This window comes from Citromicrobium bathyomarinum (genome assembly GCF_038594605.1).
Taxonomy (GTDB): domain Bacteria; phylum Pseudomonadota; class Alphaproteobacteria; order Sphingomonadales; family Sphingomonadaceae; genus Alteriqipengyuania; species Alteriqipengyuania bathyomarina_B.
In genome coordinates this window covers 17,972-37,830 of the sequence record NZ_JBCFZM010000005.1, presented here as the reverse complement: position 1 = coordinate 37,830, position 19,859 = coordinate 17,972, and the positions used below count along the sequence as shown (strand labels likewise).

At 64.7% G+C, this 19,859-nt stretch carries 17 protein-coding genes; 14 read left to right on the top strand and 3 right to left on the bottom strand.

The features are described 5' to 3' along the window. The first annotated feature begins 28 nt into the window (after positions 1 to 28). From rpoC to AAG612_RS15395, 5 genes are all read left to right on the top strand, one after another. Positions 29 to 4,387: a DNA-directed RNA polymerase subunit beta' gene (rpoC, locus tag AAG612_RS15415; RefSeq protein WP_342511696.1), complete on the top strand. Its 4,359-nt coding sequence runs from the start codon at positions 29 to 31 to the stop codon at positions 4,385 to 4,387. Between the two features lie 101 nt (positions 4,388 to 4,488). Beyond that, positions 4,489 to 5,283 carry a YdgH/BhsA/McbA family protein gene (locus tag AAG612_RS15410; RefSeq protein ID WP_342511694.1) on the top strand — a complete coding sequence of 265 codons (795 nt, stop codon included), beginning with the start codon at positions 4,489 to 4,491 and terminating at the stop codon, positions 5,281 to 5,283. Between the two features lie 161 nt (positions 5,284 to 5,444). Next, positions 5,445 to 7,754: a putative bifunctional diguanylate cyclase/phosphodiesterase gene (locus AAG612_RS15405; RefSeq protein ID WP_342511691.1), complete on the top strand. Its 2,310-nt coding sequence runs from the start codon at positions 5,445 to 5,447 to the stop codon at positions 7,752 to 7,754. A 54-nt stretch (positions 7,755 to 7,808) separates the two neighbouring features. Then, positions 7,809 to 9,194, top strand: coding sequence for a glutamate--tRNA ligase (gene gltX, locus AAG612_RS15400; protein ID WP_342511689.1), 1,386 nt, complete (start codon positions 7,809 to 7,811; stop codon positions 9,192 to 9,194). Then, the gene (locus tag AAG612_RS15395) at positions 9,191 to 10,210 is read left to right on the top strand and encodes a histone deacetylase family protein (RefSeq protein ID WP_342511687.1); all 1,020 of its coding nucleotides are present in this window, start codon (positions 9,191 to 9,193) and stop codon (positions 10,208 to 10,210) included. The genes gltX and AAG612_RS15395 overlap by 4 nt, the downstream gene beginning before the upstream one ends. A gap of 21 nt (positions 10,211 to 10,231) precedes the next feature. Here the strand turns inward: AAG612_RS15395 and AAG612_RS15390 are convergent, their stop codons facing one another. The 3 genes from AAG612_RS15390 to pyk all read right to left on the bottom strand — a co-directional run bounded on the left by AAG612_RS15390 (position 10,232) and on the right by pyk (position 13,931). Further along, a complete protein-coding gene (locus AAG612_RS15390) occupies positions 10,232 to 10,933 on the bottom strand; it encodes a DNA helicase (RefSeq protein ID WP_342511685.1) in 702 nt (233 codons plus the stop codon). A gap of 262 nt (positions 10,934 to 11,195) precedes the next feature. Further along, the gene (locus AAG612_RS15385) at positions 11,196 to 12,356 is read right to left on the bottom strand and encodes a GGDEF domain-containing protein (protein ID WP_425341870.1); all 1,161 of its coding nucleotides are present in this window, start codon (positions 12,354 to 12,356) and stop codon (positions 11,196 to 11,198) included. A 99-nt stretch (positions 12,357 to 12,455) separates the two neighbouring features. Further along, positions 12,456 to 13,931, bottom strand: coding sequence for a pyruvate kinase (gene pyk / locus AAG612_RS15380; protein ID WP_342511681.1), 1,476 nt, complete (start codon positions 13,929 to 13,931; stop codon positions 12,456 to 12,458). A gap of 55 nt (positions 13,932 to 13,986) precedes the next feature. Between pyk and AAG612_RS15375 the strand changes: the two genes are divergently transcribed. From AAG612_RS15375 to AAG612_RS15335, 9 genes are all read left to right on the top strand, one after another. Further along, positions 13,987 to 14,304: a DUF1244 domain-containing protein gene (locus AAG612_RS15375; protein WP_342511680.1), complete on the top strand. Its 318-nt coding sequence runs from the start codon at positions 13,987 to 13,989 to the stop codon at positions 14,302 to 14,304. A gap of 136 nt (positions 14,305 to 14,440) precedes the next feature. Beyond that, the gene (locus AAG612_RS15370; protein ID WP_160778189.1) at positions 14,441 to 14,677 is read left to right on the top strand and encodes a DUF2312 domain-containing protein; all 237 of its coding nucleotides are present in this window, start codon (positions 14,441 to 14,443) and stop codon (positions 14,675 to 14,677) included. A 91-nt stretch (positions 14,678 to 14,768) separates the two neighbouring features. Then, positions 14,769 to 15,644, top strand: a complete 876-nt coding sequence (locus AAG612_RS15365; protein ID WP_342511675.1) for an SDR family oxidoreductase — start codon at positions 14,769 to 14,771, stop codon at positions 15,642 to 15,644. Then, positions 15,637 to 15,987 carry a heavy metal-binding domain-containing protein gene (locus AAG612_RS15360; protein WP_342511672.1) on the top strand — a complete coding sequence of 117 codons (351 nt, stop codon included), beginning with the start codon at positions 15,637 to 15,639 and terminating at the stop codon, positions 15,985 to 15,987. The genes AAG612_RS15365 and AAG612_RS15360 overlap by 8 nt, the downstream gene beginning before the upstream one ends. Before the next feature lie 70 nt (positions 15,988 to 16,057). Further along, positions 16,058 to 16,819 (top strand): CPBP family glutamic-type intramembrane protease, encoded by a 762-nt coding sequence (locus AAG612_RS15355; RefSeq protein WP_342511671.1) that lies wholly within the window; start codon positions 16,058 to 16,060, stop codon positions 16,817 to 16,819. 75 nt (positions 16,820 to 16,894) lie between these two features. Then, positions 16,895 to 17,803, top strand: coding sequence for a CE1 family esterase (locus AAG612_RS15350; protein ID WP_342511670.1), 909 nt, complete (start codon positions 16,895 to 16,897; stop codon positions 17,801 to 17,803). Positions 17,804 to 17,911: 108 nt separating this feature from the next. Then, a complete protein-coding gene (locus AAG612_RS15345) occupies positions 17,912 to 18,658 on the top strand; it encodes a YebC/PmpR family DNA-binding transcriptional regulator (protein WP_342511668.1) in 747 nt (248 codons plus the stop codon). Positions 18,659 to 18,892: 234 nt separating this feature from the next. Next, positions 18,893 to 19,360, top strand: coding sequence for a crossover junction endodeoxyribonuclease RuvC (gene ruvC, locus AAG612_RS15340; protein WP_342511666.1), 468 nt, complete (start codon positions 18,893 to 18,895; stop codon positions 19,358 to 19,360). A gap of 87 nt (positions 19,361 to 19,447) precedes the next feature. Continuing rightward, on the top strand, positions 19,448 to 19,801 hold the full coding sequence (locus AAG612_RS15335; protein WP_342511664.1) for a hypothetical protein: 354 nt from the start codon (positions 19,448 to 19,450) through the stop codon (positions 19,799 to 19,801). Positions 19,802 to 19,859 lie beyond the last annotated feature (58 nt).

The window sequence follows — 19,859 nt, the reverse complement described above, 5'->3', positions numbered from 1 at the left end:
CTGTTTTCCCCTCAAAGGGATGTGAGAAATGAACGAACTGACCAAATTCACCAACCAGCTCGCGAAGCCCGAAACCTTCGACGAGATCCAGATCGGCATCGCCAGCCCCGAGCGTATCCGCTCGTGGTCCTTCGGCGAGATCAAGAAGCCCGAGACGATCAACTACCGCACGTTCAAGCCCGAACGTGACGGGCTGTTCTGCGCGCGCATCTTCGGACCCGTCAAGGACTACGAGTGCCTGTGCGGCAAGTACAAGCGCATGAAGTACAAGGGCGTCGTCTGCGAAAAGTGCGGCGTCGAAGTGACCGTGACCAAGGTCCGCCGCGAGCGGATGGGCCACATCGAACTGGCCGCGCCGGTTGCGCATATCTGGTTCCTGAAGTCGCTGCCTTCGCGCATCGGCCTGCTGCTCGACATGCAGCTGAAGGTGCTCGAGCGCGTGCTGTACTTCGAGAACTACATCGTCACCGAGCCGGGCATCACCCCGCTCGAACGCTTCCAGCTGATGACCGAGGATGAGCTCCTCGAAGCGCAGGACGAGTATGGCGAAGACGCCTTCACCGCCGGAATCGGCGCCGAAGCCGTCAAGAACATGCTGATGGACCTCGATCTGGAGCAGGAGAAGGCCGACCTTCTCGAAGAGCTCGAGACCACCAAGTCCAAGCTCAAGCCTGCCAAGATCATCAAGCGTCTGAAGGTCGTCGAGAGCTTCATCGAATCGGGCAACCGCCCCGAATGGATGATCCTCGAAGTCGTCCCCGTGATCCCGCCCGAACTGCGCCCGCTGGTGCCGCTCGATGGCGGCCGCTTCGCGACGTCCGACCTCAACGACCTGTATCGCCGCGTCATCAACCGCAACAACCGGTTGAAGCGCCTGATCGAACTGCGCGCGCCCGACATCATCGTGCGTAACGAGAAGCGCATGCTGCAGGAATCGGTCGACGCCCTGTTCGACAATGGTCGCCGCGGCCGCGTGATCACCGGCGCCAACAAGCGTCCGCTCAAGTCGCTGTCCGACATGCTCAAGGGCAAGCAGGGCCGCTTCCGCCAGAACCTTCTGGGTAAGCGCGTCGACTATTCGGGCCGTTCGGTCATCGTGACCGGGCCGGAATTGAAGCTGCACCAGTGCGGCCTGCCGAAGAAGATGGCGCTCGAGCTGTTCAAGCCGTTCATCTACGCCCGGCTCGACGCCAAGGGCCTGTCGATGACGCTCAAGCAGGCCAAGAAGTGGGTCGAGCGCGAGCGCAAGGAAGTGTGGGACATCCTCGACGAGGTGATCCGCGAACACCCGGTCATGCTCAACCGCGCGCCGACGCTTCACCGTCTCGGCATTCAGGCGTTCGAGCCCGTGCTGATCGAAGGCAAGGCGATCCAGCTGCACCCGCTCGTCTGTTCGGCCTTCAACGCCGACTTCGATGGTGACCAGATGGCCGTCCACGTGCCGCTCTCGCTGGAAGCCCAGCTCGAAGCGCGCGTGCTGATGATGAGCACGAACAACATCCTCTCGCCCGCCAACGGCAAGCCGATCATCGTGCCTTCGCAGGACATGGTGCTGGGGATCTATTACCTCTCGATGGAACGTCAGGAGCACACGCCCGAATTCCTCGACGGGGAAGATGGCGAGAAGATCGAGAAGCTGCCGCGCTTCACCGACATGAGCGAAATTCACTACGCGCTCGAAACCGGTGCGGTCACGCTGCACTCCAAGATCATCACCCGCGTGCCGCAGACCAACGAAAAGGGTAAGGTCGAGCTCAAGCGCTTCACCACCACACCGGGCCGGATGCTGATCGGCGAATGTCTGCCGAAGAACCACAAGGTGCCCTACGACATCGTCAACCGCCTTCTGACCAAGAAGGACATCGGCGACGTGATCGACGAAGTGTATCGCCACACCGGCCAGAAAGACACGGTGCTGTTCGCCGACGCGATCATGACGCTGGGCTTCCGCTACGCGTTCAAGGCCGGCATTTCGTTCGGCAAGGACGACATGGAAATCCCCGAATCGAAGGAAGGCATGGTCGAAAAGACCAAGTCCCTCGTCGCGGATTACGAGCAGCAGTATCAGGACGGCCTGATCACCCAGCAGGAAAAGTACAACAAGGTGATCGATGCCTGGAGCCGTTGCGGCGACCAGGTGGCGGACGCCATGATGGACAAGATCAAGTCGCGCCCGATCGACAGTGACGGCAAGGAAGCGCAGATCAACTCGATCTACATGATGAGCCACTCCGGTGCGCGTGGTTCGCCAGCGCAGATGAAGCAGCTCGCGGGTATGCGCGGCCTGATGGCCAAGCCTTCGGGCGAGATCATCGAAACGCCGATCATCTCGAACTTCAAGGAAGGCCTGACCGTCCTCGAATACTTCAACTCGACCCACGGGGCTCGTAAGGGTCTGGCGGATACCGCGTTGAAGACCGCCAACTCGGGCTACCTCACGCGCCGCCTCGTCGACGTGTCGCAGGACTGCACGATCGTGGTCGAGGACTGCAAAACCGACAACAGCCTCGACATGCGCGCCATCGTGCAGGGCGGTTCGGTGATCGCCTCGCTCGGCGAACGTATCCTTGGCCGGACCACCGCGGAAGACATCGTCAATGCGGCGACTGGCGAGGTCATCATCAAGGCGGGCACGCTGCTCGACGAATCGATGGTGAAGGAAATCGAGGCCGCCGAAGTGCAGGTCGCGAAGATCCGTTCGCCGCTGGTCTGCGAAGCCGACCAGGGCGTGTGCGCCACCTGCTACGGGCGTGACCTCGCCCGCGGTACGCCGGTCAATATCGGTGAAGCGGTCGGCGTGATCGCGGCGCAGTCGATCGGTGAGCCGGGCACGCAGCTGACCATGCGTACCTTCCACATCGGCGGTGCGGCGCAGCTGAACGAAACCAGCCACCTCGACTCGGTGTCCGAAGGTAAGGTCGTCTATCGCGACATGCCCACGATTACCGACAAGAAGGGCCGGATCCTGTCGCTCGCCCGCAATGGCGAACTGGCAGTGATCGACAAGGAAGGCCGCGAGCGTGAAATCCACAAGGTGCCTTACGGTACCGTGCTGATGCACAAGGATGGCGCGAAGGTTTCCGAAGGCGATCGTCTGGCCGAGTGGGATCCGTTCTCCCTGCCGATCATCACCGAACAGTCGGGCGTGGTGAAATTCCTCGATCTGGTCGAAGGCTCGACCCTCGAAGAGCGTGTCGACGATGCCACCGGCATCGCCCAGCGCGTGGTCACCGAAAACCGCGCCACGGGCCGCAAGAAGAAGGAAGAGCTGCGTCCGCGTCTTACCCTCTTCAACGAAGGCAGCACCGATGAGGAGAACGAGGCCGCGCGCTACATGCTGGCGCCGGGCACCACGCTGTCGGTCGAGGATGGCCAGGAAGTCGCTGCGGGTGACATTCTTGCCCGTGCTTCGCGCGAAGCCGCCAAGACGCGCGACATCACCGGCGGTCTGCCGCGTGTTGCCGAGCTGTTCGAAGCGCGCATTCCGAAGGACAACGCGATCATCGCCAAGATTTCGGGACGGATCGAATTCGTCCGCGAATACAAGGCGAAGCGCAAGATCGCGATCGTTCCCGAGGAGGGTGAACCCGTCGAGTACCTGGTCCCCAAGACCAAGGTGATCGACGTGCAGGAAGGCGACTTCGTGAAGAAGGGCGATACGCTCATCTCGGGCTCGCCCAACCCGCACGACATCCTCGACGTGCTCGGCGTGGAAGCGCTCGCTGAGTATCTCTGCACCGAAATCCAGGAAGTCTATCGACTGCAGGGCGTGAAGATCAACGACAAGCACATCGAGACGATCGTTCGTCAGATGCTGCAGAAGGTCGAGATTACCGATGGCGGCGATACCGTGCTGCTGCCGGGCGAACAGGTCGACTTCGAGGAAATGAACGCGGTCAACGGCAAGCTGGGCCGGAACAAGAAGCATGCCCAGGGCAAGCCGGTTCTGCTGGGCATCACCAAGGCCTCGCTCCAGACGCGTTCGTTCATCTCGGCGGCGTCGTTCCAGGAGACGACGCGTGTGCTCACCCAGGCTTCGGTCGAGGGGAAGAAGGACACGCTGATCGGGCTCAAGGAAAACGTCATCGTGGGCCGCCTGATCCCGGCGGGCACGGGTGCGACCATGAACCGCATGCGCGTCACCGCGACGAGCCGCGATGCCGCCCTGAAGGCTTCGTGGAAGAAGGCCCAGGAAGCGATCATCGCCGCCGAAACGGCGGAAGAGGAGCGCAAGGCCGAACTCGCACAGGGTGCCGAAGCCGCGACCGGCGACGATCCGCTCGCCAAGATGGAAGGCGAGACCCACGGCACCGACGCCGATGCAGGCGATTACCTGCAGACCGGCGAAGAGTCGGGTGAAGGCGAAACCGGCGCTACCGAAGAGTAAGCGCAGGTTCACCCCATCGGCATGAAAATGGGCCCCGGAAGAGCAAGTCTTCCGGGGCCTTTTTCGTGCCTCGTCCCGATTCGCGAAGGGAGACGACCGCGATGCGTTCGATATCGGTAATACTCGTTCTCGCGCTGGGTGCCTGCACCCCGCAGGCAGACGGTCCCCCCGCGGCGCAGGCGAGCGATGCGAGCGATCCAGCCACGCGGGCCGAGCCTTACGACCTGCGTGGGCCATGGAGCGTTTCCGCGATCGACGGCGAACCGCTCGACATGCCGATCCCCTTGCAGGGCTCGGCCGACGCGCTGACCTGGCAGCCCGCCTGCGCGGGCCAGTCGATTGCCTATCGCCGCGTCGGCGACGCAATCGAATTCACCCAGCCGCCTCGCAACGCCTCGCGCGTCGTCTGCGAGATCGGCTATCCCGAGGCGCTGCCGCGAGTGATCGGGGCGCTGGAGGGCCGCTGGGACGTGTCCGTACACACGAACGGCACCTTGCGTCTGACCCGCGGCGAGCGCGTAATGGCGCTGGAAAGAGCGCCTGCTGAGCCATCGCTTTCGCTCGCGGGCGAATGGCGCGTCGCCGGGATCGACGGGCGGGCCTTCGACGAGCCTTACGGCATCGCGCTCAGCGTCGATGAGAGTGAAATCTGGTGGGAGCCGCGTTGTGCGGGTCAGAGCGTGGGCTATAGAATCACGGGTACGCGCTTCGCGACGCCGGGGCCGCCGCGTGGCGGGACCGCGAGCGAGCCTGCTACGGTCTGCAAGATCGCGATCCCGCCGCGTCTGCCTGACGTGATGACCGCGATTCGTGCTGCCGACCGAATTGAGCGAACCCCCGCAAACGGCGTACGAATCTCTGGCAATGGCCACAGCCTGACGCTGTTCGGTCAATAGCCCACAAATAGCGCGGCCTGACCGGTTTTGCGCAAGAATCACGTGGCTTTACTGAGCGACATGCCAAGTGACGTGGAACTTTCTTGCAAGAAAGCGCTATGTGCTTGATCTTCGCTTAAGAATTTCCCGGTAATCGCTTTCCCTGGAAGGGGAAATGCTGCGTGACCCAAAAGCAATTGGCGATCCTTGGCGAAAAAAATCTGCTGCTTGCCTGGCGCCTGAGGGAATTCGTTTCCCATCTCCCTTCGCTTTGCGGCCTGCATGCCTTTGCGGCCTTCGCCTGTGTGCTGGGCGTATGGGGGCACCCGGTCCTCGCGTTTTCGATCGCCTGGGCCGCCGTGATCGGCCTGTGCAATCTGCGGCAATGGCGTGTGGCGCGCGATTTCTATGCGGATACGATCGATGAAAGCCATCTGCACACGACCTATCGTGAACTGAACCTCGCGGCCAATGTCGAAACCGCGTTCTGGGTGATTGGCGCGGTGCTGCTGTTCCCGACCCTGTTCGAGAATCACCCGGTCTTTTTCGCGGTTCTGACCGCCGGTCTCATGTCGTCCACCGTGCTGGCCTATCGTCCGTTTCCCCGGCCCATGAGCAGCTATCTGGCCGGAGCCATGGCGGGCGCCGGCGTCCTGTCTTTCATACTGACCGACACGATTTCCTGGCCGTCGCTTGCGCTGGCGGTGGTCTTTGGCTCGGTCCTGATCCGGGCTTGCTGGCGGCAGGGACACGATTACGAGCAACAGTTGCGCGAACAGATTGCCCAGCAATCCAATGCCGACACGGTCAAGATGCTGCTTCACGAATACGAGGCATCCGCATCGGACTGGTTGTGGGAGGTCGACGATGGCAATTGCCTGCGCAACGTGTGCGAACGCTTCGGCCACGCCGCAGGTCTCGATCGCGATTTTCTGGAAGGCCGCGAACTGGTGGGCCTGTTCGCATCCGGGCCTACGCGCGAGAAGCTTGCGGGCCTCCTGCTGGAGCGCACTCCCTTTCGCGACCTTACCCTCGAGATCAAGGTGCAGGGCGAAAGCCGGTGGTGGATGATTTCCGGCAAGCCGGGCATCGACGGGTCGCTCCGCGGCGTGCTGCGCGATGTCACCGATAGCCGCCAGACCGAGCAGCATGTCGCGCACCTGGCACGTTACGATACGCTCAGCGGGCTGGCCAATCGCCTGCTGTTCAACGAGACGATGGCCGAAGTGCTCGGCGATCAGGTGAAGAATCGCCGCGTCGGGCTGCTGTATATTGATCTCGACCACTTCAAGTCGGTCAACGACAAGCTGGGCCATCATATCGGCGACGAACTGGTCAAGGAAGCGGCGGCGCGGATCGAAGGAATCGTGCGCGAGCACGATCTCGCCGCGCGGCTCGGCGGTGACGAATTCGCGGTGCTGCTGACCCGCGTGCGCGATCTTGATGCGGCGCACCAGTGCGCGCAACGCATCGTCGATGCAATGGCCGAACCCTTCCACCTGATGGGGCAGACCGTCCGCATCTCGGCCTCGGTCGGGGTTGCCTATTGCAGCGCACCCAAGTGCGATGCGGAGGAATTCATGCGCCAGGCCGACCTTGCGCTCTATGCCGCAAAGCGCGCCGGTCGCTCGACCTATGCCGATTACGACGCCTCGCTCAACCTGCGCGAACGCACGCGCCGCGACCTCGAGCTGGACCTGCGCACTGCCATTGCCGAGGGCCAGTTCAAGCTTGTCTATCAGCCGCAGGTGTGTCTCAAGACCGGCGAGTGGACCGGCAAGGAAGCGCTGGTGCGGTGGGAGCATCCGGTCCGAGGACGGATCATGCCCGCAGAGTTCATCGACATCGCCGAGGAAACCGGGCTGATTATTCCGCTGGGCGAATGGATCATCCGCCAAGCGCTCCACGAAGCGGCGAGCTGGGAAGAGAGTCACCGCATCGCGATCAACCTCTCGCCGATCCAGATGCGCTCACCGAGCCTCGTGACCGTGCTCACCAGTGCGATCATCAACGCCCAGATCGACCCGCAGCGGGTCGAGATCGAGATTACCGAGAGCGCGCTGATGCACGATAGCGAGGCCAATGTGGAAATGCTCTATCGCCTGCGCGAGCTGGGCGTACGCATCGCGCTCGACGATTTCGGCACGGGCTATTCCTCGCTCAACTACCTGCGCGCCTTCCCCTTTGACAAGATCAAGATCGATCGCTGCTTCGTCTCCGAAATGCTCGATCGCAAGGATTGCCAGGCGATCGTGCGCAACGTCGTGATGCTGGCACGGGCGCTGGGCATGGAAACCACCGCCGAAGGCGTCGAGACGCGCGAACAATACGAATGGCTCAAGCGCCATGGCTGTACCGACGCGCAGGGTTACTACATCTCGCGCCCGATCGAGGCGGAGCATCTCCTGGAGCCATCGCCGGAGCCACAGCAGTGGCCCACGCAGGAGGCCATGGCTTCCAACGTCCATCCGATCCGCAGCCACGTCGCCTAGCTTCGCGCGACACACGCTTGAAGGGGGCGCCCGGCAGGAGTAGCGCTGGCCCCCATGATCGTCACCCGCTTCGCGCCATCGCCCACGGGCCGCCTCCATGTCGGCAACCTGCGCACCGCGCTGCATAACTGGCTGCTCGCTCGCAAAGGCGACCGGGATGGCACGGGCCGGTTCCTGCTGCGGATCGACGACACCGATCAGGAACGTTCGCGCGAGCAATATGTCGAGGCAATCCGGCACGATCTGGCCTGGCTGGGGCTTGAGCCGGACGACGAGTTTCGCCAGTCGGAGCGGCTTGAACTGTACGACAGTGCCTTCGCCAAGCTGAAGGAGGCGGGCCGCGTCTACCCCGCCTACGAGACCGCGCAGGAGCTCGAACTCAAGCGCAAGATCGCGCTGGGTCGCGGGCTTCCCCCGATTTACGACCGCGCGGCGCTGGCGTTGAGCGATGAACAGCGCGGCGCGAAGGAGGCGGAAGGGATCGCCCCGCACTGGCGCTTCCGCCTCGATCACGGGGAGCATATCGACTGGGAAGACGGGGTGCGCGGGCCCCAGAAATTCGATCCCGCACAGCTTTCCGACCCCGTCATCCGCCGCGCCGACGGCAGCTGGCTCTACATGCTGCCGAGCGTGGTCGACGACCTCGACATGGGCGTAACCGATGTGTTGCGCGGCGAGGATCATGTCTCGAACACCGCCGTGCAGGTGCAGATGTTCAGCGCGTTGCATCAGGCAGGCGAGGGGGCGGAGCACTGCAGCGTTGTCGATAGCTTCCCGCATTTCGGCCATACTGCCCTGCTGGTCGGCAAGGAGGGCAAGCTCTCCAAGCGGCTCGGATCGCTGTCTTGCGACGCCCTGCGCGAGCGCGGGATCGAGCCCGAGGCGATTATGTCGCTGCTCGCCCGGCTTGGCACCTCGAAGCCGGTCGAGCCGATCGCGGACCGGCAAGTGCTGATCGAAGGGTTCGATTTGCAGACCTTCGGGCGCGCACCCGCCAAGTTCGACGAGGCGGAACTGGAGCGGCTCAACGCCGCGATCGTCCACCAGCTCGATTTCGAGGATGTGCGCGAACGCCTGCCCGATGGCATCGACGAGGCGGGCTGGCACGCGATCCGGCCCAACCTTTCGCATGTGTCGGAGGCTGCCGAGTGGTGGCGGCTGGTCACCGGCCCGATCGAGGCGCGCGCGTTTTCGGACGAGGATCGTGCCTTTCTGGCCGAGGCTGCCGATGCGCTGGAGTGGTCCGACAATCCGTGGGGCGCGCTCACCACGACGCTGAAAGAGCGCACGGGGCGCAAGGGCAAGCCGCTGTTCCTGCCCTTGCGACAGGCCCTGACCGGGATGGATCACGGGCCCGACATGGGCGAACTGCTGCCGCTGATCGGTGAGAACGAGGCCCGCGCACGGCTCAAGCGGGCCGCGGGCGAAAGCGCCGGATGAGGCACTTCTCCGACCCCGCGCAGGCGCTGCACGCGCCGACGCGCGAGCTGCACAATGGCGGGTGGATGGATTTTGCCGAATGCCCCGCGCGGTTCGATGCGATGCTCGCCGAACTCGGCCCGGGCGAGCCTGCGCGCGATTTCGGGCTCGACCCGATCCTTGCCGTTCACGACCCGGCATACGTCGCCTTCCTGCAGGAGGCGCACGGCCTGTGGCTGGCGGCGGGGCGCGAAGGCGATGCGATGGGCTATGTCTTCCCGGTCGTTGCGCGCCGCGCGCTCGCTCTCGACCGGATCGATGCGAAGATCGGGGCTTTCGCAATGGACGCCTCCACCCCGGTTGCGGCGCAGACCTGGCAAGCGGCCTATGGCGCGGCCCAGGCTGCGCTGACTGCGCTCGACGCGGTGTTGCAAGGAGAGCGCGCCGCCTTCGCGCTGTGCCGCCCGCCGGGCCACCATTGCGGGCGCGATTACATGGGCGGCTATTGCTACCTCAACAATGCCGCGATTGCGGCGCGCGCCGCGCAGGGACGGGGCGTGAAGCGCATCGCGATCCTCGATGTGGACTATCACCACGGCAACGGCACGCAGGACATCTTCTACGATGATGGCGCGGTCTTCTTCGCCTCGCTCCACGCCGACCCGAGGACCGACTTTCCCTTCTACTGGGGCCATGCGGACGAGCGGGGAGCGGGCGCAGGCGAGGGCACGACGCTCAACCTGCCGCTGCCGCAGGGCACCGACTGGTCGGGCTATGCGCCCGCACTCGATGCGGCGCTGGAGGCGGTGCGCGCGCATGGCGCGGATCTGCTGATCGTCTCCTACGGCGCGGATACTTTCGCCGAAGATCCGATCTCGCATTTCAGGCTTGCACGCGAAGACTACGCCGCGATGGGGAAGCGAATCGCCGCACTCGACCTGCCGACGCTGGTGGTGATGGAAGGCGGCTACGCGGTCGACGCGCTGGGTGCGAACGTCGCGGCGTTTCTGGATGGCCTCGAACGGGCGGCGGCCTAGCCCACCGCCCGCACCGTTTCGTTAGTGGATCGGCTGAATCTGCGTTCGCCCCCCATGGGTGAAGCAGGCCGTGTCGAACAGTGCGACCGGCACCGGGTTGGGCAGACGCAGGTCGGAAATCCCGGGGAGTAATGCGGCGTCGGGATCATAGGCACGGTCGATCTGCGAGATGAAGGCGAAGGAAATGCCGCTCATCGCCGCGAAATCCCGCAAATCGGCGAGCTGATCGCCGAGCGGCGGCGTGTCGCGTCTCTGGTCGAGCACCTGCAGATAATCGATCACGGCAACCGTGCCGGGCGGGGCATCGGCAAGGTGGCGCTGGATCGACGCGGCGTCGATGTCGTTTGCCGTGACGATCTGCGGGATGTCCTCGCCCGCGCCGATCCGCGTCAGCAGGTCGCGCGTCTGCCCCTCGGTCAGTTCGAGCGTGAAGAACACCGCGCGCCGGCGCGCCCGCACCGCATCGACGAGCAGTTGCAATCCAATCAGCGTCTTGCCCTGCCCGGGCCGCGCGGCGAGCAGCACCATCGCACCTTCGGCAAGGTCGTTCAGGATCGACGGCGGGCGCGCAGCATCGGCGTGCCTCGCCGACAGCAGGCTCCAGGTGGCGAAACCCTCGCTCTTCGCGATCCGGTCCTGCGCTTGATGCAGGGGAATCGCGGCTTCGCGCGCGAGCAGCTTCGCGCGGCGCTTCAATTGGTAGATCGGTCGGGAAAGGCGCATGTCGTCTCCTCCTGTCCGGGCGAAGCCGCGCAACCCCTCCTTATGCGTGCTTGCCCGAACCAAGGGTTCGACAGGTGGAAAGCGCCCTGCATGAAATGATGCTGCCCCGATGGGAGGGAGGAGGCACGGGCCGCGCCTTGCGCCGGATACTACCCGTGCGACCACGGGGCACAAGATGCCGGGCGCAAATTATCCTGAGTTCCGGCCGCCCCACGCGCCCGTCCTGCAGAAAATGCCATGCCTGCGGCGCCGCCGGAAACCATCACGCTGCGGTAAGGATCGGTTGGGGCCGGGGATCTTCCTCGCAGGCGATGGTCACGCGGTTGCGCCCCTCCCGCTTCGCTGCGTAGAGCGCCCGGTCGGCGCTGCGCATGGCCGTGCGGGCGGGAACGCCCGCATCGAAAGCGGCCACGCCGAAACTCGCGCTGAGCCGGACGGTGGCGCCGATCGCCGGATGGTGCAGGCTGTCGAAGGCGCGGCGGATTTTCTCTGCCACTGCGGCAGCCTGTTCGATGCCGGTATCGAGCAGCAGCAGCGCGAATTCTTCCCCGCCGACGCGACCGGCATGATCCCCGTGGAGGCTGAGCGTGCCGGCGAAGGAGCGGATCACCTCGTCGCCGACATGATGGCCGAACCGGTCGTTGATCGCCTTGAACCGGTCGATATCGCACATGATGATGGCGCCATGCGAAGCGGCTGGCCTGTCGATCAATGCGTCGAAGGCCCGGCGATTGAGCAGCTCGGTCAAACCATCGCGTTCGGAGCTGTAACGGTAGCCGACGATCACATTCGCCACGATCCGCGCAACGATCATCACGGCGAGGCCCGTGTTGAGCACGCCCATGCACTGGATGAAAATACGTTCGAACAGGACCGGGTCGAACTGCGCCCAGGGGGTCGGCTCGTCCAGCAGGGCCGGGAACATCGGGATGCGCAGGATCACGCCCACGAGAACGAGGAAGCCGAGCACCACGAGGCCGGTGTCGAGGACATGCCTGCCGGTTTTTCGGGAGAGCGCCAGTGTCGTATCGAGAAACACCAGGATGCTGGCCAGCTGGAACGGCACATATTGCAGCGTCGGTGGCACCGGCATGGCGAGCAGCACAAGCGACAGGGCGGTGAGCGCGATGGTCCCCAGCGCCACGCGCCGGTTCGACAGCGGCAGGCCCGCGACCTTGCGAATGGCCTGCGAGGCGCAGAAATAGATCGCGGGGATCAGCATGGCGATGGCCGCCACACCAAGTCGCGAATGCGCGCCGTAGCGCAGGACCAGCAACTCGACAGAGACGCACAAAAGCCCCGCCGCCATCCAGCTGAGCGCGGAACCGCGGCGCAAGGTGAGGTGGACGAGCAGCGATACGAGGATCAATCCCATGATCACCCCCAGGATCGTCAGATGCAGGTCTACCGCTATCGACACCATCGCCCCCTTCGTATGGCAGCCGAGCCTATCGCGAGAGGATAAAGGTTTTCTTATGACGGGCTGGCAGCGCCTGCGTGTCTGGCCGGGCGCTGCCGTCGCTCACCGCCCTTTCAGCTCGTCTCCGCTCAGGGACACGACATGCAGCAGATTGGTGCTGCCCGGAGTGCCGAACGGCACGCCCGCGAGCACGATCAGCTTGTTGCCCGCTTCGCCGAAGCCGTGGCGCAGTGCCATCCGCTTTCCCTTGCCGATCATCTCCTCGAAATCCTCGATGTCCTTGGTGATGACCGGGTGCGCGCCCCACAGCAGCGCCACGCGCCGGGCGACCCGCTTCTGCGGCGTCAGCACCAGCATCGGTACCGAAGGCCGCTCGCGCGCGACCCGCCTTGCGGTCGACCCGCTGAAGGTGAAAACCGTGATCGCGGCGATCGAAACCGTGGCGGCGATGGTCGAGCACGCATGGCTCAACGCATCGGCAGTGGTCGGGTCGGCCTTCGTCTCGAGGAATTTCATCCGCGCGCGATAGCCTTCGTCGCGTTCCACCTTGGTCACGATCCGGTCCATGATCGCGACCGTTTCCTCCGGCCATTCACCCGCCGCGGTTTCGGCGGAGAGCATGACCGCATCGGCCCCGTCGTAAACCGCGTTGGCGACGTCGGAGACTTCGGCGCGGGTGGGCGCAGGGCTCTCGATCATCGATTCGAGCATCTGCGTCGCGACGATCACCGGCTTGCCCGCCTGCCGGGTCAGGTCGACGATGCGTTTCTGCAGCGGGGGCACGTCTTCGGGATCGAGCTCCACGCCCAGATCGCCGCGCGCGACCATGATCCCGTCGGACAGCTCGACGATCTCTTCCAGGCGGCGCACCGCGCTCGGCTTCTCGATCTTGGCGCACAGCGCGGGCATCATCCCGTCGGTCGCGGTCATGAGCTTGCGCGCTTCGGCGACGTCTTCGGGCCGCTGGACAAAGCTCAAGGCGATCCAGTCCGCGCCCTGCTCGCAGGCGAAGGCCAGATCCTTGCGGTCCTTGTCGGTCAATGCGGGGATCGGGATTTCCGCGTCGGGCACGTTGACGCCCTTGCGGTCCGAAATGACCCCGCCGACTTCGGCCGAGCACAGGATCTTGTCCTTCTCCGCCTTGATGACCTTCAGCCGGATCTTGCCGTCGTTGATCAGCAGCCGCTGGCCTTTTTCGAGGATGCCGAACAGTTCGGGGTGGGGCAGCTGGACGCGCGTCTCGTCGCCCGGCGTCGGATCGCGATCGAGCGTGAAGTGCCCCGAATGGCGGATCACCGCCTTGCCGTCCTTGAAGGTGCCGACGCGCAGCTTGGGACCCTGGAGATCGGCGAGGATCGCGATCGGGCGGTCGAATTCCTTTTCCAGAGCGCGGATCGCGGCGATCGTCTCGGCGTGGGTCGCCTGGTCGCCATGGCTCATGTTGACGCGGAAGGCGTCGACGCCGGCCTTGAACAGACGACGGAGCATCTCCGGCTCCCGGCTGGCGGGGCCGATGGTGGCGAGGATTTTGACCTTGCGGCCCCGGGGGCTCAATTTGGGCGAATGGTGCTTGGGCATGGGTCAGGGCTATGGCAGGGCAATGTTTCAACACAAGAGCGAAAGGTGCAATATCATGTCGGAATCGACCGATCCGCTCGACACGCTGGACGACAAAATCGCCGCCGCCGCGTTCCGACGCCTGGTGCGACATCTGCGCCACCGGCACGACGCGCAGAATATCGAGCTGATGGGGCTTGCGGGTTTCTGCCGCAACTGCCTGGCCGACTGGATCTGCGAGGCCGGTTTCGACGGTGACAAGCTGACGGCGCGCGAGCTGATTCATGGGATGCCGCAGGACGAATGGAAGGCGACCCGGCAGACGCCTGCAACGCAGGAACAGCTCGACCGGATGGAGGCGAGCCTCGCCAGAAACGGGCCCGATCTGCGTTGATCGCCCCGGCGCCAAGCAACCGGGCGCCGATCCACAGGTTTGGGAAAACTTCCCGCCGATGCGTGCTTGCGCCGCGCGGTCGCATGGCTATCCCGGCGCCGATTGATTCGTCCCCCTGTTCCCGGAGAAGACCCCAATGGCCGAAGCCACCGACGACCGCCTGCGCCTGCTGATCGAGCGCATCGAACGCCTCGAGGAAGAAAAGAAGGGCATCGCCGACGATATCCGCGACGTCTATGCCGAAGCCAAGGCGGTCGGCTACGATCCCAAGATCATGCGGCAGGTCGTGCGCCTGCGGAAGATGAAGCCCGACGACCGCAGCGAGATGGAAATGGTGCTCGATACCTACAAGGCGGCGCTGGGCCTCGGTTAGTCCCGGCATAACATAGGGCAGGGCGCGGAACCCATCGGCGGCGGGGCTGCTTGAACGAGGGACTACCCCCTCTTGTTCAAGGACCCCCGCCATGACCGAGCCGACCAAGACCGATACCGCCTTCGTTCCCGAAACCGCCGAAGAACCACGGATGCCGGGGCACGAGACCGATCTGGACAAGAAGCCGCAGTGGCAGCCGCGCTATCCCGGATCGGGGCGTCTGAAGGGCAAGACCGCGCTTGTTACCGGCGCCGACAGCGGCATCGGCCGCGCGGTCGCGGTGCTGTTCGCGCGCGAAGGTGCGAATGTCGCGATCGCCTATCTCGAAGAGCATGACGACGCGAACATCACCCGCGAGGCGTGCGAGAAGGAGGGGGCCGAGGTGCTGCTCTCCGCAGGCGATCTGGGCGATCCCGACCATTGCCAGGGGCTGGTCGACGCGGTAATCGACCGGTTCGGCGCGCTCGACGTGCTGGTTAACAATGCGGGCGAGCAGCATCCGGACGAGAATGTCACCGACATTACCGCGCAGCAGCTCCAGCGTACCTTCCAGACCAATATCTTCAGCCAGTTCTATCTGGTGCAGGCCGCGCGCCCGCACCTGAAGAAGGGCGCGGCGATCGTGAACTGCACCAGTGTGACGATGTACAAGGGCGCAGCCATCCTGCTCGATTACAGCGCCACCAAAGGCGCGATCACCGCCTTCACCCGTTCTCTGAGCGAGAACCTGATCGAGGACGGTATTCGCGTGAACGCGGTCGCGCCCGGCCCGATCTGGACCCCGCTCAACCCCATGGGCGGCCAGCCACCCGAGAACATGGATGATTTCGGCGAGGGTACGCCGATGGGCCGCCCCGGCCAGCCCAACGAAGTCGCGCCCGCATTCCTCTTCCTCGCCTGCGAGGATTCGTCCTATATGTCGGGCCAGGTACTGCATCCCAACGGAGGAATCATCGTCAATGGCTAGTCCCTGGAGAACCGCCGAGACCGGCATCATCGTCACCACCACGCCCATAGTGGAGGGGCGCCCGGTGCAGGACTACCTCGGCATCGTGACCGGCGAGGCGATCATCGGGGCGAACATGTTTCGCGATATCTTTGCAGGCATTCGCGACATCGTGGGCGGGCGTGCGGGCTCCTATGAAAAGGTGCTCAAGCAGGCGCGCCACGATGCGATTCAGGAAATGCAGGAAGAGGCGCAGAAGCTGGGCGCCAATGCGGTGGTCGGGGTCGATCTCGATTACGAGGTGATCGGCGATACCGGATCGATGCTGATGGTCAGCGCCAGCGGCACGGCGGTCAGGCTCTGATATCGCCTTCTGACGGCCTGACAAAAGTTCGCGGCGCGGGTTTGCCGGAAGCAACAAGGCCCTTGCTCCGATGGCGATAGACGAGGCAGGCCTGCCGCCGGGGGCACGCGGTGCGCGGATGGTCGTGCACGACGTGTGGCATTTCGTCCGGCGCCCAACCTTGCCCGCAGGCAGGATCGCCCCCGGCCGCACCTTCGCCTTCGTCTTCGCGATTCTCCTGACGCTCGATTTCACGCTGGCCGGCGGGGCCATCGCGCTGGAGACCTTCGCGACCGAGGCCGGATACGAGCCGCCGGCCTATGTCGACAGCGAGTGGTCGCTGGGGTGGGAACTTGCCGCGCTCGTCCTGTTCGCGCCGTTGATCGAGGAGGCGATCTTTCGCGGATGGCTGGCGGGCACGCGCGCGTGGCTGCTCTTCGGGCTGCACATGGCCATCGTGGTCGTCCTGCTCACCGTGGCCGCCGTTGTCACCGATGTCCTGCCGGGGGGCATTCTCGCCCTCATCACCTTATCAGCGCTGGGGCTCACCCTCTTTGCGGCGCTGCGGGTCCGCGACCGGCGCCATGAAGAGACGCAAATACCCGGCTGGTTCCGAAGCAATTTCCGCTGGTTCGTCTGGGGCAGCACGCTCGCCTTCGGTGCCGTCCATCTGACCAATTTCGAAGGAGTGTCGAGCCCGCTCGACGCGCTGCTGATTCTTTCGCAAACGGCGGGCGCCCTGCTCCTTGCCTACACCAGAGTGCATCTCGGGCTGCGCGCGGCGATCGCGCAGCACGCCGTGTTCAACGCCGTATTCGCGGCGCTCTCGCTCGCGATTGATGGCAGTCTGTAACGCACGGACCGTTTTGGCGGGACCCCCGCGCAATCTCCCGTTGCGGCGAGGCGCCGGTCCGTGCATTTGTCCCCGATGCGTTTGTTCACCCTCGCCTTCGCCGCCTCGCTGATCGTCCCCGCGAGCGCCAGTGCCGCCTGCATGCTCCCGCCCCCCGGACAAAGTGCGGTGGTGCCGGTCGGCTCCGAAGACGGCCCCCGGGCCCTCGTCCACACACCCGAGGAATACGATCCCGCGCAAGGACCGGTGCCGCTGGTGTTCCTGCTCCACGGCAGCGGAGGCACGGGTGCGGCGATGCTTCGCGACAGCAAGCTTGCCGAAACCGCCGATGCCCACGGCTTCATTCTCGTCGCCCCCGATGCGGGTATCCCGCTGGAGCGCGGATATGCTTGGAACATCCCCGGCGTGCCCACCGTCGCGGGCGAAGTGCCGGGCCCCGAGGAGCGCGACGATGTCGAGTATATCGCCGACATCGCCGACGCGCTTGCAGAGGGCGGCTGCGCCGATCCCGCGCGCGTCTACGCCACCGGCCTGTCGGGCGGCGGGCGCATGACCTCTTGGCTCGGCTGCGTCGAGAGCACCCGCTACGCCGCGATCGCCCCGGTCGTCGGCCTGCGCGCGGGCCGGGCGCGGCGCGAGGACGAGGCCGAGGTCGATCCCGCTACCTGCACGCCTGAAAATCCGATGCCCGTGCTCGCGTTCAACGGGCTGAAGGACAACACCAACCCGCTCGCCGGGGGGCAGGGGATGCGCTGGGGCTATTCGATGCACGCAGCCGAACAGCGCTGGGCCCAGATCAATGCCTGCCGCGCGGCGCCCACCACCAAGTGGGTCGATCACGATACCTATGAAGAGCGCTACGGCGACTGCGCGGATGGCACGGTCGTCGCATCGCGCATCGATGTCGACGGGGGACACAGCTGGGTGGTCGATAACGAGGCGATGTGGGCGTTCTTCGAACGCTACCGGCGCGCGGCGCGCTAGCCGAGCTTCCGGGGCGGTTGCCCCGCGCGGCAACACGGGTGTAAGGCCCGGCGCACAGGGCCCCGTCCGGAGCCCGGCAGAGCATTCTACTTAAATCGCAGGTTCCCCATGGCAGGCCATTCCAAATTCAAGAATATCATGCACCGCAAGGGTGCGCAGGACAAGAAACGGTCCAACCTGTTTTCCAAGCTCAGCCGCGAAATTACCGTGGCGGCGAAGATGGGCATGCCCGATCCGGACATGAACCCGCGCCTGCGCCTCGCGGTCAACGCCGCGAAGGCGCAGTCGATGCCCAAGGACAATATCCAGCGGGCGATCGACAAGGCCTCCGCCGCCGACGGCGATAATTACGAGGAAGTGCGCTACGAAGGCTACGGCCCGGGCGGCAGCGCGATCATCGTCGAGGCGCTGACCGACAACCGCAACCGCACCGCGACCAACATCCGCACAGCGTTCTCCAAGAATGGCGGCAACCTCGGCACCGAAGGTTCGGTTGCCCACGGGTTCGAACGGCTCGGCCTGATCGTCTACCCCGCCGATGTGGGCGGTGAGGAAAAGGTTCTCGAAGCCGCACTCGAAGCGGGCGCGGAAGACATTGCCAGCACCGACGATGGCCACGAAATCTGGACCGCGCCCGACGATCTGCACGCGGTTGCCGAAAGCCTCGAGAAATCGCTCGGCGAAGCGGAGACCGTAAAGCTCGCGTGGAAGCCCAACCTCACCGTCGACATGGACGAGAAGAACGCGGGCACGCTCCTGAAGCTGATCGACGCGCTCGACGATGACGACGACGTGCAGACCGTCTGGGGCAATTACGACATCTCCGACGAGGTGATGGAGAAGATGGAGGGGTGAGCTGGTAAGGGTGGTCGATCTGCCTGGCGGTCGTCGTTCTTCGTGGATGGTTTGCTCTGGAAAACAACTTGTTCGTGCAAGGCGACTGCATCGAGCTTGAACAAGCGCACCATGTTAGTTTCTCCGTCACCCTGAACTTGTTTCAGGGTCCAGCGCTCCGATGGCTATGATCGGTCGGGATGCGATATGGATCCTGAAACGAGTTCAGCATGACGATCAGGGAAGGCCGTTTTCATGACGATCATCCTCGGCCTCGATCCCTCGCTCTCGTGCACCGGCTGGGGCGTGATCCGCGCCGAGGGTTCGCGCCTGTCGCACATCGCCAATGGCCAGATCGCGACGCATGCCAAGGCTCCGATGGCCGAGCGACTGGCGCAGCTTCACCGCGAGCTGGCAGCGGTGATTGCGGACCATGCGCCCGACCGTGCCGCATGCGAAGAAGTGTTCGTCAACAAGAACCCGCAATCGACCTTGAAGCTGGCGCAGGCGCGCGGGGCGGTCCTCGCTGCATGCGGGGCAAGGGGCCTGACCGTTCGCGAGCATGCCGCGCGCAGCGTCAAGAAGGCGGTCGTAGGCACCGGCGCGGCGGAGAAGGAGCAGATCCAGGCCATGCTCAAGGTGCTGCTGCCGGGCGTGGCGGTAGCCGGAGCGGACGCGGCGGATGCGCTGGCGGTGGCCATCGCGGATGCGCACGGGGGCTAGCGCGACGGGAACACGCATATTCTCCAACCGTAGTGTTTCCAGCAACAGGCGAGGCTGGTGGACTCGCGACCTTATCGGAGACAGCCCATGCGCAAAGTAACGATGTCCGCTCTTCTTGCAGGTAGCCTCATGATCGGCGGCTGCGCCTATGGTTATGGCGATGGCTACGGGTACGACGATGGCTATGGCGATCGCTACGGCGATTATGGCGGCGAATACGGCTATTCCTATCGCAACGACCGCGAGTTCGAGCGCGCGGCGGTCAACCGCTGCGGACGCGAGGCGAGCCGCTATGGCCGTGTCGAAATCACCTATGCGGAGGAGCGCCAGCGCGGCCTCTACACCGTGCAGGGGCGGATCGACATCCGCGATCGCGATCGCGACCAGTTCACTTGCGAGTTCGACACTTCGGGCCGGATCGTCGATTTCCGACTCGGTTGACCGGCCTTCTTTCGCCATCGCCATCGCAGGCGACGGCTGACGCTGTCCTACTGTCCTA

Excerpts from the sequence above, each read along its gene's own strand:
- rpoC (WP_342511696.1), top strand. The coding sequence starts at position 29 with ATGAACGAACTGACCAAATTCACCAACCAGCTCGCGAAGCCCGAAACC.
- AAG612_RS15410 (WP_342511694.1), top strand. The coding sequence starts at position 4,489 with ATGCGTTCGATATCGGTAATACTCGTTCTCGCGCTGGGTGCCTGCACC.
- gltX (WP_342511689.1), top strand. The coding sequence starts at position 7,809 with ATGATCGTCACCCGCTTCGCGCCATCGCCCACGGGCCGCCTCCATGTC.
- AAG612_RS15395 (WP_342511687.1), top strand. The coding sequence starts at position 9,191 with ATGAGGCACTTCTCCGACCCCGCGCAGGCGCTGCACGCGCCGACGCGC.
- AAG612_RS15390 (WP_342511685.1), bottom strand. The coding sequence starts at position 10,933 with ATGCGCCTTTCCCGACCGATCTACCAATTGAAGCGCCGCGCGAAGCTG.
- AAG612_RS15385 (WP_425341870.1), bottom strand. The coding sequence starts at position 12,356 with ATGGTGTCGATAGCGGTAGACCTGCATCTGACGATCCTGGGGGTGATC.
- pyk (WP_342511681.1), bottom strand. The coding sequence starts at position 13,931 with ATGCCCAAGCACCATTCGCCCAAATTGAGCCCCCGGGGCCGCAAGGTC.
- AAG612_RS15375 (WP_342511680.1), top strand. The coding sequence starts at position 13,987 with ATGTCGGAATCGACCGATCCGCTCGACACGCTGGACGACAAAATCGCC.
- AAG612_RS15370 (WP_160778189.1), top strand. The coding sequence starts at position 14,441 with ATGGCCGAAGCCACCGACGACCGCCTGCGCCTGCTGATCGAGCGCATC.
- AAG612_RS15365 (WP_342511675.1), top strand. The coding sequence starts at position 14,769 with ATGACCGAGCCGACCAAGACCGATACCGCCTTCGTTCCCGAAACCGCC.
- AAG612_RS15360 (WP_342511672.1), top strand. The coding sequence starts at position 15,637 with ATGGCTAGTCCCTGGAGAACCGCCGAGACCGGCATCATCGTCACCACC.
- AAG612_RS15355 (WP_342511671.1), top strand. The coding sequence starts at position 16,058 with ATGGCGATAGACGAGGCAGGCCTGCCGCCGGGGGCACGCGGTGCGCGG.
- AAG612_RS15350 (WP_342511670.1), top strand. The coding sequence starts at position 16,895 with ATGCGTTTGTTCACCCTCGCCTTCGCCGCCTCGCTGATCGTCCCCGCG.
- AAG612_RS15345 (WP_342511668.1), top strand. The coding sequence starts at position 17,912 with ATGGCAGGCCATTCCAAATTCAAGAATATCATGCACCGCAAGGGTGCG.
- ruvC (WP_342511666.1), top strand. The coding sequence starts at position 18,893 with ATGACGATCATCCTCGGCCTCGATCCCTCGCTCTCGTGCACCGGCTGG.
- AAG612_RS15335 (WP_342511664.1), top strand. The coding sequence starts at position 19,448 with ATGCGCAAAGTAACGATGTCCGCTCTTCTTGCAGGTAGCCTCATGATC.